10 protein-coding genes are annotated in these 13,990 nt (G+C 60.9%); 6 read left to right on the forward strand and 4 right to left on the reverse strand.

Going from position 1 to position 13,990, the window contains the following annotated elements:
* The first annotated feature begins 24 nt into the window (after window positions 1-24).
* Genes PMI23_RS18115 through PMI23_RS18130 form a run of 4 tightly spaced genes read left to right on the forward strand, consistent with a single transcriptional unit; the run spans window position 25 to window position 5,756 of the window.
* Window positions 25-1,563 (forward strand): TolC family protein, encoded by a 1,539-nt coding sequence (locus PMI23_RS18115; RefSeq protein ID WP_007913313.1) that lies wholly within the window; start codon window positions 25-27, stop codon window positions 1,561-1,563.
* Window positions 1,544-2,317: an efflux RND transporter periplasmic adaptor subunit gene (locus PMI23_RS18120; protein ID WP_007913315.1), complete on the forward strand. Its 774-nt coding sequence runs from the start codon at window positions 1,544-1,546 to the stop codon at window positions 2,315-2,317. Before PMI23_RS18115 ends, PMI23_RS18120 begins: the two co-directional genes overlap by 20 nt.
* Window positions 2,314-3,660 (forward strand): efflux RND transporter periplasmic adaptor subunit, encoded by a 1,347-nt coding sequence (locus PMI23_RS18125; protein WP_007913317.1) that lies wholly within the window; start codon window positions 2,314-2,316, stop codon window positions 3,658-3,660. Before PMI23_RS18120 ends, PMI23_RS18125 begins: the two co-directional genes overlap by 4 nt.
* On the forward strand, window positions 3,660-5,756 hold the full coding sequence (locus PMI23_RS18130; protein ID WP_007913319.1) for an HlyD family efflux transporter periplasmic adaptor subunit: 2,097 nt from the start codon (window positions 3,660-3,662) through the stop codon (window positions 5,754-5,756). The genes PMI23_RS18125 and PMI23_RS18130 overlap by 1 nt, the downstream gene beginning before the upstream one ends.
* 9 nt (window positions 5,757-5,765) lie before the next feature.
* Here the strand turns inward: PMI23_RS18130 and aspT are convergent, their stop codons facing one another.
* From aspT to PMI23_RS18145, 3 genes are all read right to left on the reverse strand, one after another.
* Window positions 5,766-7,457 (reverse strand): aspartate-alanine antiporter, encoded by a 1,692-nt coding sequence (aspT, locus tag PMI23_RS18135; protein ID WP_007913321.1) that lies wholly within the window; start codon window positions 7,455-7,457, stop codon window positions 5,766-5,768.
* A gap of 24 nt (window positions 7,458-7,481) precedes the next feature.
* Entirely contained in the window at window positions 7,482-9,095 is a 1,614-nt protein-coding gene (locus PMI23_RS18140) for a mechanosensitive ion channel family protein (RefSeq protein WP_007913322.1), read from the reverse strand.
* Window positions 9,096-9,191: 96 nt separating this feature from the next.
* Complete coding sequence (locus PMI23_RS18145; protein WP_007913325.1) at window positions 9,192-10,307, reverse strand: AI-2E family transporter; 1,116 nt, start codon at window positions 10,305-10,307, stop codon at window positions 9,192-9,194.
* Window positions 10,308-10,439: 132 nt separating this feature from the next.
* On the opposite strand from PMI23_RS18145, the gene PMI23_RS18150 reads away from it, so the two are divergent.
* Complete coding sequence (locus tag PMI23_RS18150) at window positions 10,440-11,717, forward strand: OmpP1/FadL family transporter (protein ID WP_007913327.1); 1,278 nt, start codon at window positions 10,440-10,442, stop codon at window positions 11,715-11,717.
* A gap of 9 nt (window positions 11,718-11,726) precedes the next feature.
* Here the strand turns inward: PMI23_RS18150 and PMI23_RS18155 are convergent, their stop codons facing one another.
* Window positions 11,727-12,332, reverse strand: a complete 606-nt coding sequence (locus tag PMI23_RS18155; RefSeq protein WP_007913329.1) for a TetR/AcrR family transcriptional regulator — start codon at window positions 12,330-12,332, stop codon at window positions 11,727-11,729.
* Window positions 12,333-12,489: 157 nt separating this feature from the next.
* Between PMI23_RS18155 and PMI23_RS18160 the strand changes: the two genes are divergently transcribed.
* Window positions 12,490-13,872, forward strand: a complete 1,383-nt coding sequence (locus PMI23_RS18160; protein ID WP_007913331.1) for an aspartate aminotransferase family protein — start codon at window positions 12,490-12,492, stop codon at window positions 13,870-13,872.
* Window positions 13,873-13,990 lie beyond the last annotated feature (118 nt).

Here is a 13,990-nt window from a genome sequence, read left to right on the forward strand (position 1 = left end):
TTCGAAGAATGCAAAGGAATGAACATGCGCCTACACGCGAACCGGCTTCTCAGTACCGCCATCGCTTCTGCACTGTTGCTCAGTGCTTGCTCATCAACGGAGCCGAAACCCTCCACCGACGAAGAAAACCGTCAACGCATCATCGCCGACCAGTCACGCATGTATTCCGGTCAGGAGCCGGTCACCGCGCCGATCACCTTTTACGAAGCCGCCGCGCGGGCCCTGAAATACAACCTCGACTACCGTCTCAAACTCATGGAAAGCGCGCTTGCCTCGGACCTGCGCGATGTTTCCAGCCATGAAATGCTCCCGCGTCTGGTTGCCTCGGCCGGTTATGCCGGGCGTGACAATGATTCCGGCGGCACCTCGATCGGCATCGAAGACCGTCAGGTCAGCTTGCGTCCATCGACCTCCGAAGAACGCTATCGCGAAGTCTACGGTCTGGGTTTGAGCTGGAGTCTGCTGGATTTTGGCGTCGCGTATTACCGTACCCAGCAGAAATCCGACCAGATCCTCATGGCCGAAGAGCGCCGGCGCAAAGTCGCGCAGAACGTGCTGCAGGACGTGCGCAATGCCTATTGGCGGGCGCTCGGCGCCCAGCGTTTGATGCCGGAAGTCGACAAACTGCTGATGCGCACCCACACCGCACTGACCTCGGCCCGCCAGGCGGAAACCCGTGGCCTGCTGCCGCGTCAGGAAATCCTCGCCTATCAGCGCGCGCTGCTCGATTCGATCTACTTGCTGACCGTGCGCCGGCAGGATCTGGAGTTCGCTCAAGCCGAGCTATCGGCGCTGATGTCGCTGCCGCCGGGTTCGAAAATGATCCTCGCCGACATGCCCGACCCGCCGCTGCCGGAAGTGCGCCAGAGCATGGCGCGGCTGGAACAGCTGTCGTTGGAAAATCGACCGGAAATCATGGAAGAGTGGTACCGCAAACGCGTCAATCAAAAGGATCTGGAGATCGCCAAGGCGCAGCTATGGCCGAACGTCAGCGTCGATTTCGGCTACAAGTACGATTCCAACAAATACCTCTACAACAACGACTGGATGAGCACCGGTCTGCAAGTGTCGATGAACCTGATTCGTCTGCTGCAACTGCCGTCGTTGAACGCGGCGGAAAAATCCCAGAGCGAAACCGACGACGCCCGGCGCGTGGCGCTGTCGATGGCGATTCTCACCCAAGTGCGGGTCGGCACCCTGCGCTATCAACTGGCGCGGCAGGAGGTCGAGTTTGCCGAAGACAGCCTGCGCGTCGATCGCAGCCTGCTCGATTATGCGCAAGCGGCGAAAACCGGTGCGTTGGGCTCGGAACTGGAAGTGATTCGCTCCGAGGGACGTTATCTGCTCTCGCGTTATCAGCGTGAAGCGGCGTTCTCCAGTGCGCAGGCCGCATGGGGGCGGATGTACAACTCGGTCGGGCTGGACGTGCTGCCCAAGGAAATCTCGCAACACGACATCAAGACCCTGGCCCGGGAAATCCAGCGCACCTTGAACGAACAAGAACAACAACGTCTGCTCGCTGCCACTTCGCAAGGAACGCCGAATGCGCAAAATCGCCCTTGAGTGCCGTTTCGGGGCCCTGTTGTTGGCCAGTCTGATCGTCCCTGCCCACGCTGAAGAAACGACTTCGGCACCCACACTGGAAAGCGCCAGTGCGATTCGCGTGTTGCTCGCCGCCGAACTGGAAACCACCCTGTCCAGCCAAATGGCCGGCACCTTGGGCGAACTGAAAGCCGGGTTCGGCGAACAGGTCGCCAAGGCCCAATTGCTAGCCCGCTTCAACTGCAATGAAGCCGAAGCGCGCGCGAAAGTCGCGGCGGCGGAGCTGGCCATGGCCAAACAGAACCTGCAGGCCAAACAACAACTGCGCCAACTCAACGCGGTGGGCGATATCGAAGTGTCGATGGCCAACACCGAAGTGCAAAAGGCCGACGGCGCGCGGGCCATGGGCGCGGCGCAAAGCAGTTACTGCCAGGTGCTCGCACCGTTTTCCGGGCGTGTGGCCAAGGTTTACGTCAAGCCTTACCAAACGGTTACGGCCGGCACGCCGCTGTTCGATCTGGTCAGTGACGGTGCACTGAAGGTGCGCCTGAACGTACCGTCCAACCTGCTGAAAACCCTCAAGCCCGGCCTGCCGCTGCAGGTCAGCATCCATGAAACCGGCAAGACCTATCCGGCCCATGTCAGCGGCATCAACTCACGCGTCGATGCAGTAGCGCAAACCGTTGAACTGGAAGCGAAGCTCGACAACAAGTACCCCGACTTGATGGCCGGCATGAGCGGCACCGCGCAGTTCGAGCAAGACGCGCGCCCATGACCATGAACGAGCCGTTGCCTCACCCTCACCTGCTGCTCGAACTCGATGCGCTGCGTGATAAAGCCATGGCCGCTGACTCGCTGAACAGCCTGGCGTTCAGCATGGCCAACGACCTGTACCCGCTGCTGCCCTTTCATCAGGCGCTGGTGTTCGCCCAGCGTGAGTCATCGCTGGAGCTGTTGAACGTCTCGGGGCTGTCACGGCCCAGCGAAGACTCGCCCTATCTGGTGTGGCTGCGGCGCGCCAGTCGCTGGGTCGCGGCGCAAGTACCCGATGCAGAGCCGGTGTGGCTGTCCCAGGACAGCGCCAGTCCACCGCTGGACATCGCCGAAGGCTGGAACGAATGGTGGCCGTCGGGGCTGTGGTGCGTGCCAGTGCAGGATCGCGACAATCAACGGTTGGGCTTATTGCTGCTGTTGCTGGAGCAGGAACCGCCGGCGCTGTTGTGGCACCACCTCAAGGGGCTGGTCAGCACCTGGGCCTATTGTTGGTCAGCGCTGACCCGGCGCAAGGGCTTGCGGCGCTGGCGGCCCAATCGCAAACAACTGCTGCTGGTGTTGATCGTGCTCGCGGCCCTGCTGCTGTTGCCGGTGCGGCAAACGGCTTTGGCGCCGACTGAAATCGTTTCGCGGCAGGCGCAGATCATCAGCTCACCGATTGATGGCGTGATCGAAAAGATACAGGTTCGACCCAATCAACCGGTGGAGGCTGGCACACCTCTGTTTGCGCTGGACGAAACCACCCTGCGCAGCCGCGCTGAAGTGCTCGGCAAAGAGGTCGCGGTGGCAGATGCCGAGTTGCAGGCAGCCAGCCAACGGGCCTTCGATAACCCGCAGAGCAAAAGCGAACTGACCTTGCTCGCCGGGCGCGCGCAGCAACGCCGGGCTGAGTTGGCAGCGGTGCAGGCGCAACTGAAACGTACACAAGTGTTGTCGCCAAAGGCCGGCGTCGCGGTGTTCAGCGACCCCAATGACTGGCTGGGCAAACCGGTGGTGACCGGCGAGCGCATCCTGCAAGTGGCTGACCCGACGCAACCGGCCATGCTGATTCAACTGGCCGTGGCCGATGCCATCGCCCTGGAACCGGGCGCCGAGGTCACGCTGTTTCTCACCGCCTATCCGCTGACGCCCCTCAAGGGGCAGATTCTGGAAACCAGTTATCAGGCGCGGCCCAGCGATGAGGGTGTGGTTGCCTACCGCTTGCTCGCCAGCATTGAGGGCGCCCCCGAACATGCGCGCCTCGGCCTGCACGGCACGGCGAAGCTTTACGGCGGGCGGGTCATGCTCGGTTATTACTTGCTGCGCCGGCCGCTGGCGACGCTGCGCGCCTGGAGTGGCTGGTAATGCTCGACCCGGCCGATCTGCCGGTGCCGCCGCTGCGCGAAGACTTGCGCCTGAGCGAAGCGGCCCACGGCAGCAACGGCGAACCGGCGTGGGTGATTCAGGACACGGTGATCAACCGTTTCTACCGCATCGGCTGGCTGGAATTCGAGTGCCTGCTGCGCTGGGGCCAGTCGCCGCGTCAGATCAGCGAGCAGATCGCCGAAGGCACCGCGCTGAAACCGGATGTCGAGCAAGTCCTCGATTTCCGCCAGTTTCTGGAGCAACACCAGTTACTGCGTGCCGGCCCCGCTGCGCTTGAACGACTCAAGAACAAAAGCGCAGAAGGCAGTTGGCTGACCTGGCGCTGGTGGCTGCACCATTACCTGTTTTTCCGCATACCGCTGCTGCGCCCGCAACAGCCGTTGCAATACCTGGCGCGAACGCTGGGTTGGCTGTTTCATCCGCTCACCGGGATTATCGTGCTGAGCCTGAGCCTGCTTGGGATCATTCTGGTGTTGCAGCAGTGGGATGTGTTCACCAGCGCGGTGGTCGAGTCGTTTTCCACCGAGGGTCTGTTCAGTTTTGCCCTGGCGCTGATCGTCGCGAAAACCCTGCATGAACTCGGCCATGCCTTGGTCGCGACCCGGCTCGGTTTGCGCGTCGGGCACATGGGCATTGCGTTTGTGGTGATGTGGCCGATGCTCTACACCGACACCGGCGAGAGCTGGAAACTCAGCCGTTCACGGCAACGTCTGGCGATCGCTTCGGCGGGAATCGTGACCGAGTTGTCGCTGGCCGGACTGTCGACGCTGGGCTGGGCGTTGTGTGATCCCGGCGCATTGCGCAATGCCCTGCTCTATCTGGCAACCACCAGTTGGCTGTTATCACTGGCGCTGAATGCCAGTCCGTTCATGCGCTTTGACGGCTACTTCATCCTTTCCGATTTGCTCGACTTTCCCAACCTGCATGAACGCGCTTCGGCGCTGGCGCGCGTCACCCTGCGGCGCAATCTGTTGGGCTTGCAGGAAGACTGGCCGGAAACGTTTCCAAGCGGTCAGCGGCGTTTGCTGGTGACTTTCGCAATCGTCACCTGGATTTACCGATTGGTGCTGTTTCTGGGGATCGCGCTGGCGGTCTATCTGTTTTTCTTCAAGCTCTTGGGGATTTTCCTGTTCATGGTCGAACTGTCGTGGTTTATCGCCCTGCCCGTGATGCGCGAGCTGGGCCACTGGTGGAAAAACCGCGCGGCGATTCCGAGCCGGCGCAAAGTGGCGTTTTACGCGATGCTGCTGTTGATTCTGCTGGGTTTGGCGATGCCATGGCGCACGCAGATCGATGCGGTCGGCGTGGCCCGCGCCGAGCACCAGTTGCGCGTGTATGCGCCCTACCCGGCGCGCTTGCAATCGATTCACCCGCACGGCCCGGTCAAGGCTGGGGAAACCCTGGTTACCCTGGACGAGCCGGACATCGCCTCGCGCCTGCAATCCAGCGAAGCCAATGCGCGCAGCTATGAGGCGCGGCTGTCCGGGTTGATCGCCGATCCCGGCGGCCTGGCCGAAGACGCCGTGACTCGCCAGCGCCTCAATGTGCAATTCGAAGAAGCCCACGCCGCCCGCTCGGAAATCGCCCGGCTGAACCTGCAAACGCCGTTTGCCGGGGTTTGGCTGGACGTCAATCCTGACTGGAAAGCCGGGCAATGGGTCGGCCGTCAGGAGTCGCTGGGTATGCTGATTGATCCGCGCAGTTGGCAGGTCGATGCTTATGTCGCGCAGGATCAGGTGCACCGCATGGCTACCGGAGATCACGTGCGTTTCTATGCCGATGGCCAGACCACGCCGTTGTCCGGCCGGGTCGTGCAAATCGGCAGCACCCGCGCCAGTCAGCTGTCGCACCGCATGTTGTCGTCACGCTTTGGCGGGCCCGTGCCGACGACCAATGCCGAACATGCGCTGATCCCGAGCAACGCGCTGTTTCAGGTGTTGATTCAGCTCGATGAGCCGTTGCCGAGCCTGCGCGAAACCCGCGGGCACCTGAAGATTGAGGGTGAGCGGCGCAGTTGGCTCGCCGACGGCGCGACTCATGTGCTGGCGGTATTGATGCGCGAAAGTGGTTTCTGACAATCCGCTCTAGCCAGCAACCACGAAGATGATAATCGGCCCGCACACCGCCAGCAGCACATTGGAAATCGCATAGCACACGGTGAAACCGATTACCGGAGTATTACTCCCCGACTGCTCGATGATCTTGTTCATCGACGCTGCCTCGGTCTGTGCACCGGCCAAGGCGCCAAACAGGATCATCGGGTGCAGGCGCAGCACATAGCGACCGAAATACAACGCCACCAGTGGCGGTAAAATCGTCACCACTGCGCCGGACAGCAGCAATGCCAGCCCCTGCTCTTTCATTGCGGCAAACGCCGCCGGCCCGGCAAGCAAACCCACTACCGCACCAAACGCCGTCAGGCCAAACTCGGAAAACGCCCATTGCGCTGCGGGCGGCAGCGCGCCGATTTCCGGGTGGCGCGAGTTGTACCAGCCAATCACCAGCGCGGCGACCAACACCCCGCCGCCAATGCCCAGTTCCACCGGGATCATGCCGACATGGGTCGAGAGCAATCCCAGCAGTGAGCCGAGGACCATGCCCAGGGTGTGCATGGCGATATCGCTTTTGTAGTTGTTCTTGCGGATCCGCCCCAGGCGTTTGGCAATCGCCTCGACACTGGCAGTGCGCCCGGTCAGCGTCAGCACGTCGCCTCGGCGCAGCACCGTGTTGGGCAGCAGCGGCAGCTCGTAGCCCTGGCGGGAGATGGTGTTGACGAAACAGCCCAGGCGTCCATCACTGGCCAGCCGGGTTTTCGCTGCATGGATAGTCTTGCCGGCAAACTCGGCTGAAGTCAGGACGATGTCCACTTCGCGGGTGGGGAATGACAAGGACTCGGGGTGGTCGATTTCCGGCCCGACCCAGTGACTCAGCGTACCGACGGCATCACGCAAGGCATACACGCCAAGGACATCGCCGGCCATGAGAACGAAACTTTCATCACGCTCGATGATTTGCCCGGCCCGCACCACGCGCTCAACCGTCAATGAGTCATGCAGTTTTTCAAAGTCGATGATGCGCTGGCCATCCGCCTGGCCGTTGCTCGCCACTTGATGAGCCCGCACGACGATGCGCGTGTAAGGCACGGTGATCGCCTCTTCTTCCTTGGCGATGCCCAATTCCAGCTCCAGTTCACGCGCCGATTCGCGCAGATTCACCCCGAGCAGTTTCGGCGCGATGCTGCCGACAAACACGATCAAGCCGATGGTGCCGAACAGATAGGTGATGGCATACGCGATTGCCATGTGGCTGTTGAGTTGCGCCTTGGCCGCCGCATCAATCGTCAGTTGATTGATCGCGCTGGTCGCGGTGCCCATGATCGCCGTGTCGGTCAGCGCACCGGCACCGAGGCCTGCGGTGAACCCGGCGTCGAAATCGAACAGCGAGTACATCAGTAGAATCGCCCCCAACGCAGTGGCGCACAGCACCACCGAAAGCAGCACCAGTTTCAGTGTGCCGCGATTGAGGCTGCCGAAAAACTCCGGGCCACTCTTGAACCCGACGGCGTAGATGAACATCACGAAAAACACTGACTTCAGGCCCGCCGGCACTTCCAGACCGATCTGCCCGATCAGCAAACCCATCAACAGCGCACCGGCCACCGAGCCGAGGTGGAAGCTGCCGATGTGAATCCGGCCGACGAACACGCCCAGGGCAATCGCCAGGAACACCGCGATTTCCGGGTCGGTGCGCAAGGCGTGCAGGATGAATTCGAGCATGGGGCGAACTCCTTTGAGCGGCGGTCACTGATCCTTCGGTTCTTGCGCGGGTGCTGTGTACCACTTTTCTCGCGGCACCCACTTTTCGCTCTGCGGATCGCCCAGATAGTGCGGCGACATGATCTGCACACCGTATTCGTTGAACACGTCCTGGATATTGGCGTGGAGCATGCTCAGCAGCACCGCACGCGGGCGCGGCTGGCTTGGGATCGCTTGCGCGACCAGCCGGTATTCCGGGTAAAAATCCGACAACGCGGTCTGGAATACCTGCGCCGCAGGATCTTCGAGAATCCCCGGCGTACGCTTCGCCGCTTCCAGCAGCATCGCTTCGACCTGACGCCACGGCGTGTCGTAGCCGATGGTCACCACCGTATCCACCACATAACCGGGGCCTTGCACGGTGCGCGAGTAGTTTTTGGTGACCGTGCCGGTGATCATCGAATTGGGTAGCGTCAGCACTTCCCCCAGCCCGGTACGAATACGCGTGGTGAACATGCCCAGTTCGGTGACCGTGCCTTCGTACTCGCCGATTTTGACGAACTCACCCGGACGCAAGGTGCGCGTGTAAGTGAGGATCAAACCGGCGGCGGCCTGCCCGACCACACTGGTCGCGCCGAGGGAAATCATCAGGCCGATCAGCACCGACAAGCCTTTGAACGCATCGGTACCGGCACCCGGCAGATACGGATAGGCCATCGCCAGAGCAAACAACCAGACCGCCAGCGCCGTCAGGCGTTGGGTCGGTTGCAGGGTTTCGTGATTGAGCCAGCTGAATGTTCCCGGCGTAGCCATGCGCCGCAGGATGCGTCGGGTGAACGCGGTGACGCCACGGGCGATAAAGAATATCGCCAGGGCTACGCCCAGTCCGGGAATCGCATCCACGATGCCTTGCAACAAATACCCGGCCAGCTCGAACAGATAGTTATTGAGGCTTTCGCCCCATGGCCGCGTGTAGGGAAAGCGCGACAGGACGAAACCCAGCCATTCATAGGTCAACAGCAAAATCAGCAGCCAGCGCAGCAGCAACAGCAGACGGCTGACCAGCGGATACAGGAAGTTGGAGTCGATCAGTTGCACCCGCCCGACCTTCAGTGCCTGAGTGTGGCGATCCATCAGTTCGGGGAGTTTTGCCAGCAATTTGCGGCGCAAATACGCCAGGCCCCAAAGCAGCGCAAGGTAAATCAGCGTGGCCACGGCAGCCAGTGCCAACGAGCGCAGAATCAAGTCGAGACTGCGCGCTTCGCGGGTTTCATTGACCACTTGGCGGAGTTTTTCCGCCGCGCCCTCGGCAGCCTGTTGCACCGATGAATAGGCCAGCGTGTCGATGTCCTTGGGCGCGACGATGAAGGCGCGTTTAGAACCGATCAGCACCAGATAGCTGTTCTGGATCGGATCAATGCTGACGTTGAGGTCCTCGCCTTCATCCAGCGCCTCACTGATGACCATTTTCGCCCGTTTGACCCGCGAGGCCGGCGCTTCGCCGAGGATGGTGGCGCGAAACAGCATGATGCTGCGATTGGCGACCTTCAGCTCTACTGCTTCATCCGCCGGTTTTGCCGCCTCATCAGCCGCCCAGCCGAGCCCGCTCCAGAGCGCCGCGAACAGCACTATCCATACCGCCAGCAGCCTGCTTCGCATGCGCCTGTTTCCTTACGCCCAAGTGTCAGAGAGGGATACGTAAGGCAGCGTAGTTGAGCGATGAACGGTTGTCAGATTCCCGCGCAGCGATAAGTGTCACGGCAGATTTTCTTTGCGCTGGCTCTCCAGAAGCTCGGTGACATCGGCCGGTTGATACACCCAGCCGATGAACAACTCATAACCGACCGCCAAAATCACCGGGCCGATGAACAGACCAATAATGCCGCTGGTGACCATGCCCCCGAGCGCACCGATCAGCACCACCGGCATCGGCACCGCAACGCCGCGTCCCAGCAACATCGGCTTGAGCACATTGTCGGAAAGCCCGGCAATCGCCATCCACACCGCAAAGATAATCGTGCTGGCGCTGACCCCGTCCTGCGCGAAGACATAAATCACGATGGGCAGCGTGATCAGCAGCACCGGCAATTGGGTGATGCCCAACAGCAACACCATCAAGGCGAGAATACCGGCCGCCGGTACACCCATGACCACCAGCGCCACGCCGACCAGCAGCATCTGAATAAACGCGATGCCGACTACGCCCTGCGCCACGGCGCGGATGGTTGCCGTGCACAGTTCGGCGATTTGCGGGCCACGCACCGGACCGGAAATGCGTGTGGTGATGGCCACTGCCGTGCGATGCCCGCGCTCGCCGTGGGTCATGACCAAACCGGCGATGATCAGCGCAATCACAAACACCACGATCCCGGCACCGACGCCAGCGGCTTGATGCAATAACACTTTGCCCCAGTTGGACAGGTGCGGTGCCAGCTCCTTGAACGCCCAGCTCAAGTCTTGCGAGGCGTGTTGCCAGATGCCGTAGACCGGCGCACCGATCAGCGGCCAGTTCTCGACGCTGGCCGGTGGTGGCGGGATCTCGAACTGGCCTGCCTCCATCGTGTGCATGCCGACTTTCACCGAATCGGCAACGGAAGCCCCGAGCAGGCTCAGCGGCACCATCAGAATCAGCAACCCCAGCAGCACCAGCAAGATCGCCGCCCAACCGTAGCGGTTGCCTAGCTTTGCGCCGAGCTTCTGATTGAGTGGATACAGGGTGATCGCGAGGATCAGCGCCCACAGCATGACATTCAGAAACGGATGAAAAATGTCGTAGCAGAACAACACCAGAATGGTGATCAGACCCGCGCGTATCAGTACGTCCAGCAGTGCTCTGGAACTGTGAAAGGTGATCAGCGGTTTGTCTTCCATGTCGGCGCTCCTGATTGGGCCATCGATGAACCGCTGTGAGCCTAGTTCACATCCGGTACATCGTCTCGACTGGTGCCCTGCCCGAATCGCGACTAAACCTGAAGGCTGGTCTGCATTGATAAGGAATTCGCGATGAAGTCGACGCACTCACTGATCATTCTTGCGCTGGCCGGCACTGGCGGTCAGGCACTGGCGGGCGGTATTGATCTGTATGAAGCGGGTCAGGAAGGCGCGGGACTGGCCAATGCCGGCTCGGCGGCGCTGGCCACTGACCCGAGCGTGTTGATGAGTAACCCGGCCGGCATTGCTGCACTCAAGGGCACGCAAATCAGCTTGACCGGTCAGGCCATATTTGGCGGCCTGGGTTTTGATCGCGACAGTGACAACGACTTTTCCGGCAACGAGGGCGGCAATCCGCTGCCGCTCCTGCCGGGCACCAGTTTCTTTATCAGCCATGAGCTCAATGATCGCGCCAGTATCGGCTTCGGTATGTACGGCAACTTCGGCCTGAGCGTGAAATACGACGATGACTGGGCCGGCCGCTACTTCAGCCAGGAATCGACATTGATCGGTATTTCGATGCAGCCGACCTTCGCCTACAAGATCACCGACGATCTTTCGATGGGCATCGGACCGCGTCTGGTCTATGGCTACTACTACACAAAAATGGCCATCGACAATAACGCCTTCCTGCCGGGTACGCCGTTTCAGGAGGATGGCAAGTTGCAGTACAAGGACACCGACATCGGCACAGGGATCAACCTCGGCCTGCGCTATCAGTTCAATGAACGCACCACTGTCGGCCTGGCTTACACCAGCAAGGTCAAACTTGAGTTCAAGGACTCACCTTCCGTGCATGGCATTCGCAATCCGCTGCTCAATCTGGCGCTGTCGCGGCTGGACGTCGACGACCTGGAAATCGACATGAACATCCCGCAGACCGCGACCCTGAGCATTGCCCATCAGTTGAACGAACAGTGGACGCTGTTGAGTTCGGTGAACTGGCAGGACTGGAGCGACTTTGCCGACATCGGCGTGTCGGTGGATACGGCGGCAGGCGACGTTTCACGTTCGGTCGACCGCAAGTATCAGGACACCTGGCACCTGTCGATCGGCGCACAGAACCAGATCAACCCGAAACTGCGCTGGAACATGGGCGTGGGTTACGACAGCTCCGCCGTGAAGGACAAGGATCGCACCGTCGACAACCCGATGAACGAGACCTGGCGGCTGGCGACCGGGCTGAGCTACAAACTGGCCGAAGACACCGACCTCAACCTCAATTACACGCTGGTCTGGCTGGGCGACATGGATGTGCAACAGACCAAACGCAATGGGCAGACGCTCTCGGGCAGTTATCCCAATAGCGCGCTGCACATTGTTGGCGGTGGCGTGACGTGGCGATTTTGATCGGGGCGCTCAGCGCTCCAGCATGCCGTGACACAACAGGTTCAAAACCCCGCGCATGTGCAAGGCATGCGCGGCCCTGTCCGGGACTTCCTGCGTTGCCAACCGAATGAACGCCATGTTCGCGTATTGGTTGAACAGGGTTGCCACCACGTCAAGATCGATCGATTCGCGCACTTTTCCCGCTTGCTGGAAATGCAAAAGCAGCGCTTTGGTCTCTTCGATCACGGCCGCGTTCCATGGACTCATCGCCTCGGCCAGCTCACCGGTCAGTAGAAACGGCGCCAGTTCCCGCCACAACGAAGCCGGCATTGCCTGTAGCTGGTAATCGGTCATCAACCCTTCGAACTCGCACAGCGCCTCCAGGGGATCGCTGTCCTCGTCCAGATTGGCCCGCGCTTCGCGCATGGCTTGCTCGTCGGGTTGCTTGAGCAAGGCCAGCAGAATCTCCTGCTTGCCGCCGAAATAATTCACCACTGTGGGTGCGGAAACGCCCGCCTGGACCGCGATCTGCTCCAGCGTGGTCGCCGCAAAGCCATTGCTTTTGAACAGCTCAAGCGCCGCCTCGGCAATCACCTGCCGGCGCTGTTCCTTCTGCCGCTCTCTGAGTCCGCTCATGTTGCCTCTGATGATCCTTGCCAATGGCTCTCAGCCTACGGAGATCTTTTTTCACCGACAAATATTTTCTTTACAAAAATATTTTTAGATGACAAAACTTTGTCCGTGCAGCGCTGCGACGAACGCACTCACTTGCCCTTTGCTCTGGAGATCCGCCATGTCCGCCGAATTCGATTCGACCCGCAGTACCCGCGATTACCAAGCCGCTGACGCCGCTCACCACATCCACGCGTTCGTCGATCAGAAGGCCCTCAACGAGGAAGGCCCGCGGGTGATGGTCAGCGGCGATCGGCTGGCGTTGTGGGACAACGACGGCAAGCGTTACCTGGACGGCATGTCCGGCCTGTGGTGCACCAACCTCGGTTACGGGCGCAAGGATCTCGCCGCAGCGGCAACCGCGCAGCTGGAACAACTGCCCTACTACAACATGTTCTTCCACACCACTCACCCGGCGGTGATCGAGCTCTCCGAACTGCTCTTCAGCCTGCTGCCCAAGCACTACAGCCACGCGATCTACACCAACTCCGGCTCCGAAGCCAACGAAGTGCTGATCCGCACCGTGCGCAAGTTCTGGCAGGTGATGGGCCAACCCGAGAAGAAAATCATGATCGGCCGCTGGAATGGCTACCACGGCTCGACCCTGGCTGCGACGGCGCTGGGCGGGATGAAATTCATGCACGAAATGGGCGGCAGCATTCCCGATGTCGCGCACATCGATGAGCCGTACTGGTTCGCCCATGAAGGCAACCTCAGCCCGGAAGAATTTGGCTTGCGCGCGGCGCGGCAACTGGAAGAGAAGATTCTCGAACTGGGCGCCGACAAGGTGGCGGCGTTCGTCGCCGAACCGTTTCAGGGTGCGGGCGGCATGATCATTCCGCCGGCGACGTACTGGCCGGAGATCCAGCGTATCTGCCGTCAATATGACGTGTTGCTGTGTGCGGACGAAGTGATTGGCGGTTTCGGCCGCACCGGTGAATGGTTCGCGCATCAGACATTCGGGTTCGAGCCCGACACCCTGTCGATCGCCAAAGGCCTGACCTCCGGCTATATCCCCATGGGTGGCCTGATTCTGTCGCGGCGCATGGCCGAAGCATTGGTCGAGAAAGGCGGCGTGTTTGCCCACGGCCTGACCTACTCCGGCCACCCGGTCGCGGCCGCCGTGGCGATTGCCAACCTCAAGGCCTTGCGTGATGAAGGCGTGGTGACTCAGGTGAAAACCGACACCGGCCCGTACCTGCAAAACTGCCTGCGCGAAGTGTTTGGCAATCACCCGTTGGTGGGTGAGATTCAGGGGGTTGGTCTGGTGGCGGCGTTGCAATTTGCTGAGGAAAAGGCTAACCGCAAGCGCTTTGCCAATGAAAACGATATCGCCTGGCGTTGCCGCACGATTGGTTTTGAGGAAGGGCTGATCATTCGGTCGACACTGGGGCGGATGATCATGGCGCCGGCGCTGGTCGCCACGCGTGCGGAGCTGGATGAGCTGATCGACAAGACGCGGATTGCGGTGGATCGGACGGCGCGGGAGTACGGGGTGCTGTGATCGTCTGAGGACGTACCTGTCTTCTGGGAACGCAACAAATCCCTGTGGGAGCTGGCTTGCCAGCGATGGCGATAGTTCAGACACTTCATTATCGAATGGGCTGGCCCCATCGCTGGCA

It is taken from the genome of Pseudomonas sp. GM24, assembly GCF_000282235.1.
In the GTDB taxonomy this organism is placed as follows: Bacteria; Pseudomonadota; Gammaproteobacteria; order Pseudomonadales; family Pseudomonadaceae; genus Aquipseudomonas.

Bases quoted from the DNA above. Each gene is read 5' to 3' on its own strand.
- PMI23_RS18115 (WP_007913313.1), top strand. From the start codon at position 25: ATGCGCCTACACGCGAACCGGCTTCTCAGTACCGCCATCGCTTCTGCA.
- PMI23_RS18120 (WP_007913315.1), top strand. From the start codon at position 1,544: ATGCGCAAAATCGCCCTTGAGTGCCGTTTCGGGGCCCTGTTGTTGGCC.
- PMI23_RS18125 (WP_007913317.1), top strand. From the start codon at position 2,314: ATGACCATGAACGAGCCGTTGCCTCACCCTCACCTGCTGCTCGAACTC.
- PMI23_RS18130 (WP_007913319.1), top strand. From the start codon at position 3,660: ATGCTCGACCCGGCCGATCTGCCGGTGCCGCCGCTGCGCGAAGACTTG.
- aspT (WP_007913321.1), bottom strand. From the start codon at position 7,457: ATGCTCGAATTCATCCTGCACGCCTTGCGCACCGACCCGGAAATCGCG.
- PMI23_RS18140 (WP_007913322.1), bottom strand. From the start codon at position 9,095: ATGCGAAGCAGGCTGCTGGCGGTATGGATAGTGCTGTTCGCGGCGCTC.
- PMI23_RS18145 (WP_007913325.1), bottom strand. From the start codon at position 10,307: ATGGAAGACAAACCGCTGATCACCTTTCACAGTTCCAGAGCACTGCTG.
- PMI23_RS18150 (WP_007913327.1), top strand. From the start codon at position 10,440: ATGAAGTCGACGCACTCACTGATCATTCTTGCGCTGGCCGGCACTGGC.
- PMI23_RS18155 (WP_007913329.1), bottom strand. From the start codon at position 12,332: ATGAGCGGACTCAGAGAGCGGCAGAAGGAACAGCGCCGGCAGGTGATT.
- PMI23_RS18160 (WP_007913331.1), top strand. From the start codon at position 12,490: ATGTCCGCCGAATTCGATTCGACCCGCAGTACCCGCGATTACCAAGCC.